Annotated in this window: 14 protein-coding genes; 4 read left to right on the top strand and 10 right to left on the bottom strand. The window is 72.3% G+C overall.

The annotated features are described in order from the left end of the window. Positions 1-13: 13 nt before the first annotated feature. The 4 genes from ACSMXW_RS08775 to ACSMXW_RS08760 form a co-directional block, all read right to left on the bottom strand. The gene (locus ACSMXW_RS08775; protein ID WP_485804955.1) at positions 14-481 is read right to left on the bottom strand and encodes a Fur family transcriptional regulator; all 468 of its coding nucleotides are present in this window, start codon (positions 479-481) and stop codon (positions 14-16) included. A 55-nt stretch (positions 482-536) separates the two neighbouring features. Beyond that, on the bottom strand, positions 537-1,508 hold the full coding sequence (locus ACSMXW_RS08770; protein ID WP_485804953.1) for a metal ABC transporter permease: 972 nt from the start codon (positions 1,506-1,508) through the stop codon (positions 537-539). Positions 1,509-1,615: 107 nt separating this feature from the next. Next, complete coding sequence (locus tag ACSMXW_RS08765) at positions 1,616-2,383, bottom strand: metal ABC transporter ATP-binding protein (RefSeq protein WP_485807901.1); 768 nt, start codon at positions 2,381-2,383, stop codon at positions 1,616-1,618. 101 nt (positions 2,384-2,484) lie between these two features. Beyond that, positions 2,485-3,660: a metal ABC transporter substrate-binding protein gene (locus ACSMXW_RS08760; RefSeq protein WP_485804951.1), complete on the bottom strand. Its 1,176-nt coding sequence runs from the start codon at positions 3,658-3,660 to the stop codon at positions 2,485-2,487. A 211-nt stretch (positions 3,661-3,871) separates the two neighbouring features. On the opposite strand from ACSMXW_RS08760, the gene ACSMXW_RS08755 reads away from it, so the two are divergent. Then, complete coding sequence (locus ACSMXW_RS08755; RefSeq protein ID WP_485804949.1) at positions 3,872-5,254, top strand: glycine--tRNA ligase; 1,383 nt, start codon at positions 3,872-3,874, stop codon at positions 5,252-5,254. A gap of 531 nt (positions 5,255-5,785) precedes the next feature. Here the strand turns inward: ACSMXW_RS08755 and ACSMXW_RS08750 are convergent. From ACSMXW_RS08750 to ACSMXW_RS08740, 3 genes are all read right to left on the bottom strand, one after another. Then, complete coding sequence (locus ACSMXW_RS08750) at positions 5,786-6,700, bottom strand: MBL fold metallo-hydrolase (RefSeq protein WP_485804947.1); 915 nt, start codon at positions 6,698-6,700, stop codon at positions 5,786-5,788. A 160-nt stretch (positions 6,701-6,860) separates the two neighbouring features. Continuing rightward, the gene (locus tag ACSMXW_RS08745) at positions 6,861-7,910 is read right to left on the bottom strand and encodes a chitinase (RefSeq protein WP_485807900.1); all 1,050 of its coding nucleotides are present in this window, start codon (positions 7,908-7,910) and stop codon (positions 6,861-6,863) included. A 262-nt stretch (positions 7,911-8,172) separates the two neighbouring features. Next, positions 8,173-9,159, bottom strand: a complete 987-nt coding sequence (locus ACSMXW_RS08740; protein WP_485804945.1) for a helix-turn-helix transcriptional regulator — start codon at positions 9,157-9,159, stop codon at positions 8,173-8,175. 189 nt (positions 9,160-9,348) lie between these two features. On the opposite strand from ACSMXW_RS08740, the gene ACSMXW_RS08735 reads away from it, so the two are divergent. Beyond that, entirely contained in the window at positions 9,349-10,758 is a 1,410-nt protein-coding gene (locus ACSMXW_RS08735) for an MFS transporter (protein ID WP_485807899.1), read from the top strand. 137 nt (positions 10,759-10,895) lie between these two features. Next, entirely contained in the window at positions 10,896-11,123 is a 228-nt protein-coding gene (locus ACSMXW_RS08730) for a hypothetical protein (RefSeq protein ID WP_485804943.1), read from the top strand. A gap of 209 nt (positions 11,124-11,332) precedes the next feature. Here ACSMXW_RS08730 and ACSMXW_RS08725 read toward each other — a convergent pair whose 3' ends face one another. The 3 genes from ACSMXW_RS08725 to ACSMXW_RS08715 all read right to left on the bottom strand — a co-directional run bounded on the left by ACSMXW_RS08725 (position 11,333) and on the right by ACSMXW_RS08715 (position 15,326). Then, a complete protein-coding gene (locus ACSMXW_RS08725) occupies positions 11,333-12,337 on the bottom strand; it encodes an aldo/keto reductase (protein ID WP_485804941.1) in 1,005 nt (334 codons plus the stop codon). Positions 12,338-12,827: 490 nt separating this feature from the next. Further along, complete coding sequence (locus ACSMXW_RS08720; protein WP_485804940.1) at positions 12,828-14,330, bottom strand: sialate:H+ symport family MFS transporter; 1,503 nt, start codon at positions 14,328-14,330, stop codon at positions 12,828-12,830. 66 nt (positions 14,331-14,396) lie between these two features. Continuing rightward, on the bottom strand, positions 14,397-15,326 hold the full coding sequence (locus ACSMXW_RS08715) for a dihydrodipicolinate synthase family protein (RefSeq protein ID WP_485804938.1): 930 nt from the start codon (positions 15,324-15,326) through the stop codon (positions 14,397-14,399). Positions 15,327-15,446: 120 nt separating this feature from the next. Between ACSMXW_RS08715 and ACSMXW_RS08710 the strand changes: the two genes are divergently transcribed. Then, positions 15,447-16,214 (top strand): FadR/GntR family transcriptional regulator, encoded by a 768-nt coding sequence (locus tag ACSMXW_RS08710; RefSeq protein WP_485804936.1) that lies wholly within the window; start codon positions 15,447-15,449, stop codon positions 16,212-16,214. Positions 16,215-16,361 lie beyond the last annotated feature (147 nt).

Raw genomic sequence — 16,361 nt, 5'->3', positions numbered from 1 at the left:
GACCGTCAGGTCGTCACTGCCCCGAAGGGGCGTTCTCGGTCGTCCGCGGGCCGCCGGCGGGTGGGTGGTCGCTCACACAACCCGCCGCGGAGCACTCCGCGCACGTGCCGAAGACCTCGACCGTATGCGCGACGTTCACGAAGCCGTGCTCCGAGGCGATGGCCTCCGCCCACTTCTCGACGGCCGGCCCCTCCACCTCCACCGCCTTGCCGCAGACCCGGCAGACCAGATGGTGATGGTGCGCACCGGTCGAGCAGCGGCGGTACACCGCCTCGCCGTCAGACGTGCGCAGCACGTCCACCTCGCCGGCGTCGGCGAGCGACTGGAGCGTGCGGTAGACCGTGGTCAGTCCGACGGAGTCGCCCTTGTGCTTGAGCATGTCGTGGAGCTCCTGCGCACTGCGGAACTCGTCGACGTCGTCGAGAGCGGCCGCTACGGCCGCACGCTGCCGGGTGGACCGGCCTCGTACCGGGGCTGCCACGATTGCCTCCTCCATACTGCTCAACGTCATTCTGCCAGGCGGACACCCCCCGGCGTCAGACGCCGGCGCGAGCCTCGCCGGGCGCCACGGTCGTATGACGGGCGCGCTCCGTGTCCGAGGGAGCGCAGTCCGTATCCGCCACACCACCGTACGCGCTGTCACGCTCCGTCGCGGACGGTGCCCCGCCCGCCCCCGCCCGTCCGGCGGCGGCCCGCGCCCGGCGCCGGGCGAGCGGCGCGGCGAGGGCCGTCAGCACCACGAACACCGCGATGGTCAGCAGCACGATGGTCGCGCCGGGCGGCACGTCCTCGTAGTACGACGTGACGGTGCCGCCCAGCGTCACGGCGACGCCCACCACCACGGAGATCGCGAAGGTCGCCGCGAAGCTCCGGCCGAGCTGCTGCGCCGCCGCCACCGGTACCACCATCAGCGCGCTCACCAGCAGCAGCCCCACCACCCGCATGGCGACGGTGACGGTCACCGCGGCGGTCACGGCGGTCAGCAGGTTCAGCGCCCGCACCGGCAGCCCGGTGACCCGGGCGAACGCCTCGTCCTGGCTCACCGCGAACAGCTGCCGCCGCAGCCCGAGCGTGACCACCACCACGAACCCGGCCAGCAGGCAGATCGCCCGCACATCCGCCGGCGAGACGGTGGACAGCGAGCCGAAGAGGTACGAGCTGAGGTTGGCGTTGGAGCCGCCGGGCGCGAGGTTGACGAACATCACGCCGCCGGCCATTCCCCCGTAGAACAGCATGGCCAGCGCGATGTCCCCGCGCGTCCTGCCGTACCAGCGGATCAGCTCCATGAGGACCGCGCCCAGCACGGACACCGCCGTCGCCATCCAGACCGGCGACGCGGACAGCAGGAAGCCGAGGCCGACGCCGGTCATCGCCACGTGCCCGATGCCGTCGCCCATCAGGGCCTGGCGGCGCTGGACGAGGTAGATGCCGATGGCCGGCGCGGTGACACCGACGAGCACGGCGGCGAGCAGCGCCCGCTGCATGAAGGCGTAGTCGAGTATGTCCATGGGGTCGGGACCCTTCGCGGTGTCGGCGTGTCGGCGTGTCGTCGTGTCGGTGTATCGACGGTGTCAGTGGTGTCGCGGTGTCGGCGGTGTTGGCGCTGTCGGTGGTGTCACGGACGGTGCCCGGCGGGTGGCGGCGCGGTGCCCGGTGGCGGTGCGTGGTGGCGCGCCGGGGTGCCGTCGGGGGCCGGGGCGTGCCGGGCGGGCGGTACGCCGGCGGTCGGCGCCGCCTCGTCGGCGACGCGGCCGTCGCGCAGCAGGACCGTCCGGTCGATCAGCGGCGCCAGCGGACCCAGCTCGTGCAGTACCAGCAGCACGGAGGCGCCGCCCTCGACCTGCCCGCGCAGGGTCTCGGCGAGCACCCGCTGGCTGGCCAGGTCGACCCCGGCGATCGGCTCGTCCATGATCAGCAGTTCGGGCTCGGCGGCGAGCGCGCGGGCGATCAGGACCCGCTGGTGCTGGCCGCCGGAGAGCGCCCCGACCGAGTCCCGGGCGTGCTCCGCCATGCCGACCTGCTCCAGGGCGCGCCGCACGGCCGCCCGGTCGGCCCGGCGGAGCACGCCGAACCGGCTGCGGGCGAGCCGCCCGGCGGAGACGACCTCGGTGACGGTCGCGGGCACGCCGCCCGCGGCGGTGGTGCGCTGCGGCACGTAGCCGAGCCGCGCCCACTGGCGGAAGCGGCGCTGCGGGGTGCCGAAGATCTCGACGGTGCCGCCGGTCACCGGGGTCTGGCCGATGATCGTGCGCAGGGTGGTGGACTTGCCGGAGCCGTTGGCGCCGAGCAGCGCCACGACCTCGCCGCGCCGGACGGTGAGGTCGATGCCGTGCAGCACGGGGCGGGAGCCGAGTTCCGCCGTGACGTCGCGGAGGGCGAGCACGGGCGGGGCGCCCGCGCCCGCGGTGTCCCGGGTGTTCCCGGTGTCCCGGGCGGCCCCGGTGCCGTCGCCGGCCGGCGCGTCCCCGGGCCCGCTGCCGCGCGTCACCGCGCACCCGCCTGGTCGGAGGAGCCGGCACCGCTCGCACCGGCACCACCCTGTGCACCGGCACCCGCACCGGCACCCGCACCGGCCGGCGCGTCGCCGAGGGCCTTCCGCAGGGCGGCCAGGTTGGCGTCCATGACCTGGAAGTAGTCGTGGCCGCGGGAGCGGGCGGTGATGCCCTCGACCGGGTCGAGCACATCGGTCCTGAGGTGGGCGTCCCCGGCCAGCGTCCGCGCGGTCTTCGGGGAGACCAGCGTCTCGTAGAACACGGTCGTGACGCCGTCGGCGGCTGCCAGCCTCTGCAGGTCGCGGACGCGGGTGGGGCTGGGCTCGCTCTCCGGGTCCAGGCCGCTGATGGCCTCCTCGGTGAGGCCGTACCGCTCGGCGAGGTAGCCGAACGCGGCGTGCGTGGTGACGAAGACCTTGCCGCGGGTGTGCCGCAGGCCCGCGGTGTACCGGCCGTCCAGCGCGTCGAGCTGCTTGACCAGCGTGTTCGTGTTCCTGCGGTAGGTGGCGGCATGGTCCGGGTCGGCCTTCTGGAAGGCCTTGCCGACCCCCTTGGCGACCTCGGCGTAGCGCACCGGGTCCAGCCAGATGTGCGGGTCCGCCGCGGGCCCGTCCGCCTCGCCCGGGTGGGCGTCGTGGGCGGCGGCGTGCCCGCCGACCTCGTTGCCGTGCCGTTCCAGCGAGGTGAGCGCGGCGGCGTCGACCTTGGTGCCGATGGCGGACTGCCCGATCGCCTCGTCCACGGACGGCTGGAGCCCCTTGAGGTAGAGGGCGACGTCGGACTTCTCCAGCTGCGCCGTCTGCCGGGCGCTGATCTCCAGGTCGTGCGGCTCCTGGCCCGGCTCGGTGAGGTCGGTGACGGTGACCCGGTCGCCGCCGATCCGCTCGGCCAGGAACTCCATCGGGTAGAACGACGCCACCACGGCCAGCTTCCCGCCCTTGCCGTGTCCGGTGCCGCCGGTATCACTGAAGACGGAGCAGCCGGTGAGGGCGGCGGCACCGAGCGCGGTGGCGGTGGCCAGGGAGGCGAACGAGGCCAGGGGTCCAAAGGCGAACGCGGCCCGGGGTCCCAGCGAGTCCCGGGAGCCCGTGGAACCCGGCGTGTCCGCCCGGCCCGGTGGGCCCGGCGGGGCCGTGGAGGATATCGGACCGGGGCGTCGCTCATTCATGACAGCGATTTTCAACAATGCTGGAAATGATTGTCAAAAAAGTGGGGAACCGCGCTGCTCAGGCCGGGGCCCGTGGATCGGTGGAACCGATTTGATCCGGGCACCCCGCGCGCCGGTAACCTGAAGCATTCGCCCACCCGTCTCGTGACCTCCCCCAGCGAGGCGCATGGCGCAGTTCAGTCCATCGTCAGTCGTCCTAGAAGAGAGCACCGTGGCCGCCGACAAGATCGACACCATCGTCAGCCTGAGCAAGCGCCGTGGCTTCGTCTATCCGAGCAGTGAGATCTACGGTGGTCAGCGCGCCGCCTGGGACTACGGTCCGCTGGGCACCGAGCTCAAGGAGAACATCAAGCGGCAGTGGTGGCGCTACATGGTCACCGCCCGCGAGGACGTCGTCGGGATCGACTCCTCCGTGATCCTCGCCACCGAGGTCTGGGAAGCCTCGGGCCACGTCGCCACCTTCACCGACCCGCTCACCGAGTGCACCTCCTGCCACAAGCGGTTCCGCGCGGACCACCTGGAGGAGGCGTACGAGGCGAAGCACGGCCGCGTCCCCGAGCACGGTCTCGCCGACGTCAACTGCCCCAACTGCGGGAACAAGGGCCAGTTCACCGAGCCCAAGCAGTTCTCCGGCCTGCTCGCCACCCACCTCGGCCCCACGCAGGACAGCGGCTCGATCGCCTACCTGCGGCCCGAGACGGCGCAGGGCATCTTCACCAACTTCGCCCAGGTCCAGCAGACCTCGCGGCGGAAGCCGCCGTTCGGCATCGCCCAGATGGGCAAGTCGTTCCGCAACGAGATCACGCCCGGCAACTTCATCTTCCGCACCCGTGAGTTCGAGCAGATGGAGATGGAGTTCTTCGTCAAGCCGGGCGAGGACGAGAAGTGGCACGAGTACTGGATGGAGCAGCGCTGGGCCTGGTACACGGGGCTCGGCCTGCGCGAGGAGAACATGCGGTGGTACGAGCACCCGCAGGAGAAGCTCTCCCACTACTCCAAGCGCACCGCCGACATCGAGTACCGCTTCCAGTTCGGCGGCAGTGAGTGGGGTGAGCTGGAGGGCGTCGCGAACCGCACGGACTACGACCTGTCCGCCCACGCCAAGGCCTCCGGCCAGGACCTCTCCTACTTCGACCAGGAGGCCGGCGAGCGCTGGACGCCGTATGTGATCGAGCCCGCGGCCGGTGTCGGCCGCACGATGCTCGCCTTCCTGCTCGACGCCTACGTGGAGGACGAGGCGCCGAACGCCAAGGGCAAGATGGAGAAGCGGACGGTGCTGCGGCTCGACGCGCGGCTGGCGCCCGTGAAGGTGGCCGTGCTGCCGCTGTCCCGCAACCCCGAGCTGTCCCCGAAGGCGAAGGGGCTCGCCCAGGCGCTGCGGCAGCACTGGAACATCGAGTTCGACGACGCGGGGGCGATCGGGCGCCGCTACCGGCGGCAGGACGAGATCGGTACGCCGTACTGCGTGACCGTGGACTTCGACACGCTGGACGACAACGCGGTGACTGTGCGTGAGCGGGACTCGATGAAGCAGGATCGGGTCTCTCTCGATCAGATCGAGGGGTACCTGGGGGCGCGGCTGCTCGGCTGCTGAGCACCTGGGCGGTGGGCCTCACCTGACGGTGCGCGTTCACCTGGCGGTGGCTTCACCTGGCGGTGCGCGTTCACCTGGCGGTGGGCTTCACCTGGTGGTGGGGCTTCACCTGCGGTGGGCTGAGCGGTAGGGGGTGCCCCCTGGGGGCGGTGGCGGTCTGCGGGTTTCTCGGGGGTTGGTCGCGCAGTTCCCCGCGCCCCTGGGTGGGTGCCCTGGACGTCAGGGTGACGCATTGGTCGTGTGCCCCTGGGTGGGTGTCCCGGGAGGGGCCACCCCCGAGGGGGCGGTGTTGTGGGTGTGGGGCTCGCCTACCGCGGGCTCAAGGTCGTGGGGGCGGCTTAGCCGCGTGGGCGGAGTCGGACGGCCGCGACGATGCCCGCGGATCGTCACCGGCGGACACATCCGGTCCCGGAGCGGTGCCCACAGCGACATGGCATGTGGGCACCGCTCCACCCTGCGCACTCGACGACCAGGGCTGCGTATCAGGGCCGGCCTCTCACGCGCTGCTCACGCGTCGGCCCCGACGTGCGGTCAGTAATCCCAGACGGCCGGTACGAAACGGAAGGCGTTGCCGGCGACCGCCACGTGGCAGATGGACGGGAACGGCAGGTGAGTGGCCACCAGTTGCGAGCCGCTCGCCGCCAGCTCGTTCAGGAGACGGAGCCGGACGCGGGCTGATTCCTCCGGGTCGTGGTCGAAGCCGTTGTGCCACTCGCAGTGGTCGAACCCGGGCTGGAACACGGCATCGCCGGCGAACGTCAGCCGGTCGCCGCCGGACTCCAGGCGGACGATGCTGTGGCCGGGGGTGTGACCGCCGGTGCGGCAGATCATCACTCCCGGCGCCACCTCGTACTCCCTCTCGAACGGCTGCAACTGGCTGCGGTACACGTCCAGGAACCGCGCGGCGGTCCTTCGGAGCACGTCCGGCACCGGTGCCGGCATCTCGGTGCGGGAGAAGTCAGGCGCTTCCCAGAACTCGGCCTCGGCGGCGGCCAGGTGGACCCGCAGGTCCGGGCGCAGCCGGCCCCTCAGCCCGTCGACGAGCAGCCCGCCGATGTGGTCCATGTGCAGATGGGTGAGCACCACGTCGGTCACGGACGCGGGATCGATCCCGGCCGCGCCCAGTCGCATGGCCAACTGACCGGCCCGCGGGAAGCCCGGAAACTCCGTCCCCAGCCCGGAATCGACGAGGACGGTCCGGCCACCGCTGCGCACCACGGCCACGTTCAGTGGCCAGTCGAGCATCTCCGGCGGCAGGAACATGTCACTGAGCCAGGACGCCAGGTCGGCCGTGGCGGCGTTGGTGGCCATCGTCACGGCGGGTATCGGCAGCACCCCGTCGCTGATCACCATCACGTCGATGTCGCCGACCTTCAGCGCGTAGCGCGACGGAACCAGTTCGTCGTACGTCGGTGCTTCGGGGCGTGCGATGCTGACCTGGCTCATGTTGTTCTCCTCTTGAAGAGCGTCAACGGAAGACACGGACGGCGCCGTGGGCCACACCGTCCAGTCATCCCGTAGGACCGGACGGCACCCCGGTTCGTGACAGCCGCCCTGCTCCCTGCCGTTCGGCATCGAGCCGGCCACCGGCACCGGCATGGTGGCGTCAGCGGCCCTGGAGGGACTTCACGTTGTCGCCGAACGTCCAGTTCTTCGCGCCGTCCCAGTTGAGTGACCAGGTCATCAGGCCCTTGAGGGCGCCCCCATAGTGCTGCCAGGCCTGGGAGACCAGGCTCGGGGACATGTAGCCGCCGCCCGCGCCCAACTGGGCGGGCAGGCCGGGGACCTGCTTGTCGTAGGGGACCCTGATGGTGGTTCCCTGCACGACCAGGCCCTTGTTCAGGCAGTCGGTCTGGGCGGTGAAGCCCTGGACTGTGCCCGCCTGGTAACTGTCGCCGGAGCAGCCGTACATGCTGCCGTTGTAGTACTGCATGTTCAGCCACCACAGCCGGCCGTTGTCGGCGTACCTCTTGATGATGGGCAGGTAGGCGCCCCAGATGGAGCCGTAGGTGACGCTGCCGCCGGTGACGTACGCCGTCTCGGGCGCCATGGTCAGGCCGAAGTTCGCGGGCATCTGGGCGAGCACGCCGTCGATGATGCGGACCAGGTTGGCCTGCGAGGCGGACAGCTGGTTGATGTTGCCGCTGCCGGTCAGGCCGGTCTCGATGTCGATGTCGATGCCGTCGAAGTTGTACGTCTTCAGGATCGGCACGATCGAGGCCACGAACCGGTCCGCCACCGCGCTGGAGCTGAGGTCGATGCCGGCCGTCGCGCCGCCGATGGACATCAGGATGGTCTGCCCGGCCGCCTTTGCCTGGCACATCTCGGCCGGCGTCGCGACCTTCACCGTCGCATCCATGCCGTCCTGCCACAGCACCGTGCCGTCCGGATGGATCACCGGGAACGCGGCGTTGATGACGTTGTAGCCGTGCGCCGCGATGGCGGAGTCGGTGATGGGCGTCCAGCCGTAGGGCGGGTGGACGCCGTTGGACGAGCCGTCCCAGTTCTCCCAGTAGCCCTGGACGACCTTCCCGGACGGTCTGGACTTCACGGCACAGGTGTCCGCGGCGGCGGCCGTGGGCGTGCCCAGTCCGAGCAGCGGCGCGAGGCAGGCGGCCGCGAGCACGGCCCCCAGCAGACGCGGCTTCCTCAGCAGGCGCGACGCGCGGCGGAGCCGGTGTGACGTCCGGTCGAGCCGGTGTGACGTCCGGCCGAGCTGATCGGATGTCCGGCGGAGCGGGTGTGGTGCCCGGCGGGTCATGAGGGCCTCCCGGCAGAAGTGGGGTGTCTTGGACATGACAGTGCAGTGGTCCAGACCTGTCGTCAATAGGTCTGGACCTAACTGTCTGTCCGAACGGACACGCCGGGACGGCGAGCGGGGGCACCCGCACGCTCGGGTGCCGTGCGGGCGCCGGACCCTACCGGACCGACGCCAGCGCCAGCGCGTGCAGCTTCTCCAGGCGCTCCCCGGTCTCGTCGTCCGCCGGCACGTACGCCACCATGCGCGGGCCGTTGACCGGGCCGAGCCAGAGGTGGGTGTGGTCCACCGTGAGCAGGCCCACCTCCGCGTTGTGGAACTGCTTGCGGTTGCCGGCCGGCCCCGTGACCTCGTGCCGCTCCCAGGCCCGGCGGAACTCGGGGGACTCCCGCTGCAACCGCTTCAGCAGCATCTTCCAGGCGGGCTCCGCCAGGTGCTCCGCCATGGAGGCACGGAACTTCGCGGCCATGTTGCGCGCGGTCTCGTCGGGCAGCACGAGCGAGGCGCGCCACTGAGGGTGGGTGAAGGTGAGCAGCATGCAGTTGCGGTCCTCGGGCGGCAGCGCGTCGAGGTCGCAGAAGAGCCGGGCGAAGGTGCGGTTGTACGCCAGGATGTCGTAGCGGCTGTTCTGGATAGACGCCGGGAACGGCTCCAGCTGCTCCAGGAGCCGCCGCATGGCCGGGGTGATGGACGCGCACTGCGTGTGCGGCGCGGGATCGACGGCCCCGGCGAGGCTGAACAGGTGGGCGCGCTCGCTGACGTCCAGCATCAGGGTGCGGGCCAGCGAGTCGAGCACCTGCACGGAGACCGTGATGTCCCTGGCCTGTTCGAGCCACGTGTACCAGGTGACGCCGACCGCGGCGAGCTGGGCGACCTCCTCGCGGCGCAGCCCCGGGGTGCGCCGGCGGGCGCCGCGCGGCAGACCCACCTGCTCGGGGGCGATCCGCTCGCGCCGGCTGCGCAGGAAGCGGGCCAGCTCCGCGCGCCTGACCTCGGATGCCGAGGAGTGCCCCGGCCGGGGCTCGGCGGACCGCCCCGGCGCGCCCTCGGACGGCCGCGCGGCCTGGGGCTCGGAGGCCTGCCCGGTGCCGCCAGCCCGCGCTCCCGGCGCGTCGCGAACCGTCTGCTCCTCGGTCATAGTGGACATGCGTACCAGAGTGCCGCACCGCGCAGACTGTTGCCAGGTACTGCTTCTACCAGGATAAGGACACCCTGGTACCACCCTGAGCCGTGGCAGAGCCTTGCCTGTGTGAGTGAGACAGGAATCGACTTCGGAACAGCCCCGGCCGGCGCTCCCGGGAGCGTGCCCCCGTCGTCCGACGGCACCCGCGGCCGCGTGCCGCCCGACCGGCGGGCCGGCGCGGCGGCGGTGCTCGGCGGGCCCGGGCTGTTCACGGTGCTGTTGGGCGGGGCACTCCCACTGATCGACTTCTTCATCGTCAACGTCGCCCTGCCGACCATCGACCGCGACCTGGCCGCGGGCGAGGCGGTCCTCGAACTCGTCGTGGCCGGCTACGGCGTGGCGTACGCGGTGCTGCTGGTGCTCGGCGGGCGGCTCGGCGACATGTTCGGCCGCCGCCGGCTGTTCCTCGGTGGCATGGCCGCCTTCGGCATCACCTCGCTGGCCTGCGGCCTCGCGCCGGACGCCTGGTCGCTGGTGGCGGCGCGGGTAGCGCAGGGCGCCTCGGCAGCGCTGATGCTGCCGCAGGTGCTGGCCACCATCCAGTCGGCCACCTCGGGCCCACGCCGCGCCCGGGCCATGGGCCTGTACGGTGCGACGGCCGGCCTCTCCATGGTCGCGGGGCAGATCCTCGGCGGCGTCCTCGTCGCCGCCGACATCGCGGGCTCCGGGTGGCGTGCCGTGTTCCTGGTGAACGTGCCCGTGGTGGCGGCCGGGCTGGTGCTGGGGGCGAGGACGGTGCCGGAGACCCGTTCCCAGCACCCCGAGCCCATCGACGTGCCCGGCACGCTGCTGCTCGGCACCGCGCTGCTGACGCTCCTCGTGCCGCTGACCGAGGGGCGCGCCGCGGGCTGGCCGCTGTGGACCTGGCTGGCGCTGGCCGTCTTCCCGGTCGCGGCCTGGACGTTCTACCGCGTGGAACGGGGCCTGGACCGGCGCGGCCGTACGCCACTGGTGCCGCCGAGCCTTTTCCGGCTGGTGTCGCTGCGCCGCGGCCTGATGATGGTGCTGCCGTTCTCGATCGGCTTCAGCGGCTTCATGTTCGTCATCGCGGTCGCCCTCCAGCAGGGCGCACGGCTCGGTCCGGTGGGGGCGGGCGTGGCGCTGGTGCCGATGGCGGTGGTCTACTTCGCGGTCTCGCTGGCGGGGCCGCGGCTGGTGGCCCGCTTCGGCAGCCGGGTGGTGACCGCGGGCGGCGTGCTCCAGGGTGCGGGGCTGGCGCTGGTGGCGCTCGCCGCGTGGCGGCAGTGGCCGCACCTGGGCCTGGTGGCGCTGCTGCCGGGCACGGCGCTGGCGGGGGCCGGGCAGGCGCTCCAGCTTCCGGTGCTCTACCGGATCATCCTCTCCGAGGTGCCGCCGGCCCGCGGCGGCGTCGGCAGCGGAGTGATGGTCACCACGCAGCAGTCCGCGCTCGCGCTGGGCGTGGCCACGCTCGGCTCGCTCTTCCTGGGCCTGGTGCCCGGTGCGGGCATGCAGGACGCCCTGGTGGTGACGGTGCTGGCACAGCTCGCGGCCGTGGTCCTCACGGTGCTGCTCAGCCTGCGGCTGCCCCGGAAGATCGGCTGACGGGCCGGGGCGATCCGGCCGGCACGTGAACGCGCGGTGGAGAATCCCCTGTTGATGTTGTGGTTGCTGCACACTCCTTGCTGCGGTTCCCCGCCCTCCGCGGGGGCGCCGGCCGCCTGCCGCGACGAGGAGAAGCGATGCCGGAGATGGATGCGAGCAGAGTCAGCCGCCAGGACGCGGACGGCGTCGAGCACACCGTACGGGTGCGGCGCACGGGTGCCCGCCGCGTCATCAGCTGCGACACGTGCGGCTGGCACCAGCCGGCCCAGTTCCTGCCCTGGCTGAAGGCCGAGGAACACCTGGCCCAGCGACACCGGGCAACACTGCACCCGACGGACGGCCCCCAGGAGCACCCCGTGCAGTAGGCCCCGCACCCCGAAAAGGGGCGGGGACCTGCGGCGGCAGGTCTCGCGGACAGCCGCAGGCGCCTGCTGAGGGGCGCGGGGAACTGCGCGAGCAACCACCCACCGGCCGCAGGATCCGCAGACATCGGGCACCACCCCAGGGGCGCCGCAGGCGCCCGTTGAGGGGCACAGGCAACCACCCGCCCGCCGGACCACCCGGCGGGCGCCCCTCACCGCTCGCTGTCGAGCCGAGCCATCTCCTCGCTGACATACCGCTCACCCGCAGCCGCCCCCTCGGGCACGGCCCGCTCGATCGCCGCGAGGTCGGCATCGTCCAGCGACACGTCGAGAGCGCCCAGCGACTCCCTCAGCCGGTCGCGGCGGCGCGCACCGACGAGGGGGACGATGTCGTCGCCCCGCGAGGCCACCCAGGCGATCGCGATCTGCGCGACGCTGACCCCCTTCTGCCCGGCGATCTTCCGGAGCTCCTCGACGAGGCCCAGGTTGCGCTCCAGGTTCTCGCCCTGGAAGCGGGGCGCCCGGGCCCGGAAGTCATTGGCGTCGAGGCTCCGGTCCCGGGTGAAGTGACCGGAGATCAGGCCGCGGGAGAGCACACCGTAGGCGGTGATGCCGATGCCCAGCTCGCGGACGGTCGGCAGGATCGCCCGCTCGACGGAGCGTGAGATCAGCGAGTACTCGATCTGGAGGTCACTGATGGGGGCGGTGGCCGCGGCCCTGCGGATGGTCTCCGCGCCGACCTCGGAGAGGCCGATGTACCGCACGTACCCGGCGTCGACCAGCTCGGCGATGGCGCCGACGGTCTCCTCGATGGGCACCTCGGGGTCGAGCCGCGCGGGGCGGTAGACGTCGATGTGGTCCACGCCGAGGCGTTGCAGCGAGTACGCGGCGGAGTTCTTCACCGCGGCCGGGCTGGCGTCGTACCCGACGATCGTGCCCGCGGGGTCGCGCTGGGCGCCGAACTTCACGCTGATCACGGCCCGCTCGCGGCGCGCGGCCGGTGCCGTGCGCAGCGCCTCGCCGATCAGCAGCTCGTTGTGGCCCTGGCCGTAGAAGTCGCCCGTGTCCAGCAGGGTGATCCCGGCGTCCAGGGCCGCGTGGAGGGTGGCGATCGACTCGGCGCGGTCGGCTGCGCCGTAGAACGCGGACATGCCCATGCAGCCGAGCCCGATCTCGGAGACCTCGGGCCCGTGGCTGCCGAGTGTCAGGGTGCGCATCGGATGCTCCTCACCTGAAGCCGCTCACATGAACGCGTCTCCCCCTGACGCCCACATGAACTCGTCTCCCCTGAACCGTCTTCCCCGCCACCGCGACACCGAACGACGAACGCCCACTCCGTCATCCGAATGGCCGCCCGCGGTGTCCGGTCCCGGCTCGCCCGGGAAGGGGCGGGCGGGGCCGTGTCGACGTGCCGCTCCGCCACGCGGACGCGATCACGCCCACCGACCGGTGGTGAAGCCCCACCGGCCGCTGGCCGGGCGGACACCGGCCGGTGGTGGCAGGGCGAAGAGGTCGCAAGCGCCCAGCGAAGAGCCCGCGAGCGGTCGGGCGGAGAAGCCGCGAGTGGCCGGGCGGAGAGCCCGCGAGCGGCCAGCGAGGAGGCCGCAAGCGGCCAGGCGAAGAGCCCGCGACCGGCCGGGCCTGGTGGCCTGCCGCAGGCGCGTCGTGGCCGGACCCGGACCCGGACCCGGCACTCCGCCGCCTCGCTCACCCCTGACCGACGTCGCCGTCCTTCGGCCCGCCCACCGCGGCCGGCACATGGCGAGGGCCCTCGGTGGCCGCCTCGGCGAGGAGGTAGTCCGGGACGGCTTCGAGGTCGATGAGCCGGTTGAGGCGCTTGGGGACGTCGAAGCCGATCAGCAGGATCACCACGAGGGTCAGCGAGAAGGTGAGCACCGCGAGCGACTGGCCCAGGGACATGTGCGAGGCCAGCCTGGCGCCGAGCACCGGGGCCACGGCACCGCCCAGCGCCCCCACGTTGTAGGTGAAGCCCAGGGACGCGGCCCGCGAGCCGGTCGGGAAGTGCCCGGCGATGAACTTGGGCAGCAGGCCCGAGATGCCCTGCATGCAGGCGAGCATCAGGAAGAGCAGGATGCCCAGCTCGACGACGCTGTTCTTGATCGCGAAGACCGGGAAGACGAAGACGATGCCGACCACCAGGGTGCAGGCGTACGCCCGGCGCGTGCCGAACCGGTCGCCGACGAAACCGGTGGCGATGCAGCCGGCCATCGTGCCGAACCCGGCGTAGTAGAGCGCGTCACTGACCTGCCCGGGCGTGAAGCCGAGCTCGGTCTTCAGATACGTGGGCAGCAGTGCCTGGACGGGCCAGCTGTAGAGGAAGGCGCAGAACACGGTGACGCACAGCGCGACGAGGAGCAGCCACCGCCTGCGGCCGCCCAGCTGCACGGCGAACGCGATCAGACAGGCCGCGGCCACCACGGAGAGCACGGGCACCGCCCCCGCGCCGAGCGGGGTGAACACGGCGAAGAGCGATCCGGTGGCGGCGACCACGAGCACGGTGTTGATCCCGCCCCGCCGCGGCCCGGCGAACAGCGGCCGGAACGGGTTCGGCCGCGCCGCGGTCGCCCCGACCCGCTTCTCCCAGTCGTCGGCCTCGGGCAGCGCGCGCCGCACCCACAGCGCGATCACCACGGGGAAGAGGCCGATGTAGAACAGCCAGCGCCAGCCGTGGCCCGGCACCACGTGCTCGTACACCTCCGTGGCCAGGATGCTGCCCAGGGAGTAGCCGGAGATCAGGAATCCCGAGGCGCGGTTGCGCAGCCGGGTGGGCCAGCTTTCGAGGACGTAGGCGGCGCTGGCGCTGTACTCGCCGGCCATGCCCAGACCGATCACCAGGCGGGCGGTGAACAGGCTCGTGTAGTCCCAGGCGAACCCGCAGGCGAGGGTGCCGACCGAGTACAGCAGGATGCTGGTCACCATGGCCGCCCTGCGGCCGAAACGGTCACCGAGCGCGCCCAGCACGGCCCCGCCGAGCCAGCGGGTGATGAAGGCGCCGGAGACCAGGCTCGCGGACTCGACGGTCGACAGGCCGAAGTCGTCGGCTATCTCCGTCAGCACGAGGGTGATCAGGACGAAGTCGAAGCCGTCGAGGCCGTAGCCGATCCAGGCGGCGAAGAACGACTTCCACTTCTCCCGGGTGATCTCGCGGTACCAGGGCATGGGCGAGGGGGTGGTGCGCGCAGATGACATGACGGATCCAATGCGGGTGAGGAGACGCGCGTCAGAGCGGGGCCCGGGCGGGCGGACCCGGCCGGATCACAGGAGTCCGGCCTCGACGAGGTGGGTACGGACACGGGCCACGGCCGCCTCGTCGAGCGGCACCTGCGGCGCGGCGGTGGCGGCGCAGTCGATGAGGCCCAGGAGCCGGGCCGCCGCCTTGAAGGCGCCGAGCGCGGACGAACTCGGTCCCATCGTGGCCGGATCGCCCACGTCGGTGAGGGAGAACAGCGCGGCCAGCCGGTCCTGCTCGGCCTTGGCGGTGGCCCAGTCCCCGGCCCGGGCGGCCTCGTAGAGCCGTACGTAGCCGGATGCGTCGACGTTGCCGAGGCCGGGCACGACGCCGTCGGCACCCGCCAGCAGTGCGCAGTCGACGGTGAGTTCGGAGCCGGTGAGCACCGAGAAGTCGCTCGGGCGCCGGCGCAGCTCGACCAGCAGGCGGCGCAGCGAGCCCTCGTCGCCGCTGGAGTCCTTGAGCCCGGCGAGCGTGCCGTCGGCGGCGAGGCCGAGCACCACGTCGCGGGGCAGCTTGGTGTGCACGGCGACCGGGATGTCGTACGCGAACAGCGGCAGGTCGGCGCCGGAGCGGATGCGCCGGAAGTGCTCGGCGATCTCGACGGGGTGCGTGCGCGTGTAGAACGGCGCCGTCGCCACGAGGGCGTCCGCGCCGGCCTTGACGGCGTCGGCCGCCCGGTCGAGGACGCGGGCGGTGGTGGTGTCGATGATCCCTGCCAGCACGGGGACGCGGCCCGCCGCGGTGTCCACGGCCGCCTCGAGCGCGGTCCGCCGCTGGGCGTCCGTGAGGTAGGCGGCCTCGCCGCTCGACCCCAGCAGGAACATGCCGTGCACGCCGGCCGCTATCAGGTGCTCCGTGAGCCGGCGCACCGAGCGGACGTCCACCTCTCCTTCCCTGGTGAGAGGGGTGATGACCGGCGGGACGACGCCTCGCAGGGGCGTGGGACGGGGCATGTGGTACTCCTGGTCGTGCTGTGCGGTGCCTCGGGGGGCCGAGAGGTCTCGCCGTACCGCCCCTCCGGGCAGGACGTAGGATGTCCTACGTCACATAGAGTGATACACGGCGGGACATGAATGTCAAGGGTCGACGAGGTGAACGAGAGGGGACGGGGCGTGAGATCGGTCGCCGCCGACGCCGAGGAGTGGATCAAGGAGCTGATCGTCGAGCGCGGGCTCGGCCCCGGCGACCCGCTGCCCACCGAGACCGAGCTGATGGAGCTCTTCGGCGTCAGCAGGAACTCCCTGCGCGAGGCCCTCAAGTCACTCCAGGCCGTGCACATCATCGAGATCCGGCGCGGCTTCGGGACCTACGTCGGCACGATGTCGCTGGAGCCGCTGATCGAGGCCATGGCCTTCCGCACCGTGGTCGGGCACCGCCTGGGTCAGGACAGCCTGCTCGAACTCCTCCAGATGCGCGAGGCCCTGGAGGCGGGGCTCATGTACCGGCTCGCGGGCCGGCTGCCCGACGAGGACCTCGCCGAGCTGGACACACTGGTGGCGAGGATGCACACCGAGGTGCGTGAGGCGGGTGAGATCGCGGCCCGGACCGACCGCGCCTTCCACCGCACCCTGCACCGTTCACTCGGCAACGAGCTGCTGAGCGAACTCCTCGACGCGTTCTGGAACGCCTTCCACCGGGTGCGCGCACAGGGCCTGCGCACGGCCGCCGACGGCGAGGAGCTGGCCCGGATGCACGGCAGGATCGTCGAGGCCGTCCGCGCGGGCGACGCGGAGGGCGCGGAGGCGGCCGTGCACCGGCACTTCGACGACATCCGCGGCCGTCTGTCCCGCACCCGGGACACGCTCGCCACCGCGCCGGCCGCCACGACCGGCGAGCACTGACCTTCCCCTCCTTCCCCGCGCCCCTGGACGGTGGCCCGGCGGCCACCGGTACCCCCAGGGGCGCGGGGAACTGCGCGAGCGAGCGGGACGAGACCGGCAGGTCGTCACCGGCCCAGGGTGGCAGCGCCTCCCGGGGGCGCGAAGCGC

Source organism: Streptomyces sp. DSM 116793, assembly GCF_057320905.1.
Note: the sequence above shows the minus strand (reverse complement) of the source record. Positions and strands in the feature narration are given on the sequence as shown.

What these genes read in the sequence shown, in the direction of transcription:
- ACSMXW_RS08770 (WP_485804953.1), bottom strand. Translation starts at nt 1,508, where the DNA reads ATGGACATACTCGACTACGCCTTCATGCAGCGGGCGCTGCTCGCCGCC.
- ACSMXW_RS08760 (WP_485804951.1), bottom strand. Translation starts at nt 3,660, where the DNA reads ATGAATGAGCGACGCCCCGGTCCGATATCCTCCACGGCCCCGCCGGGC.
- ACSMXW_RS08750 (WP_485804947.1), bottom strand. Translation starts at nt 6,700, where the DNA reads ATGAGCCAGGTCAGCATCGCACGCCCCGAAGCACCGACGTACGACGAA.
- ACSMXW_RS08740 (WP_485804945.1), bottom strand. Translation starts at nt 9,159, where the DNA reads ATGTCCACTATGACCGAGGAGCAGACGGTTCGCGACGCGCCGGGAGCG.
- ACSMXW_RS08730 (WP_485804943.1), top strand. Translation starts at nt 10,896, where the DNA reads ATGCCGGAGATGGATGCGAGCAGAGTCAGCCGCCAGGACGCGGACGGC.
- ACSMXW_RS08725 (WP_485804941.1), bottom strand. Translation starts at nt 12,337, where the DNA reads ATGCGCACCCTGACACTCGGCAGCCACGGGCCCGAGGTCTCCGAGATC.
- ACSMXW_RS08720 (WP_485804940.1), bottom strand. Translation starts at nt 14,330, where the DNA reads ATGTCATCTGCGCGCACCACCCCCTCGCCCATGCCCTGGTACCGCGAG.
- ACSMXW_RS08715 (WP_485804938.1), bottom strand. Translation starts at nt 15,326, where the DNA reads ATGCCCCGTCCCACGCCCCTGCGAGGCGTCGTCCCGCCGGTCATCACC.
- ACSMXW_RS08710 (WP_485804936.1), top strand. Translation starts at nt 15,447, where the DNA reads ATGTCAAGGGTCGACGAGGTGAACGAGAGGGGACGGGGCGTGAGATCG.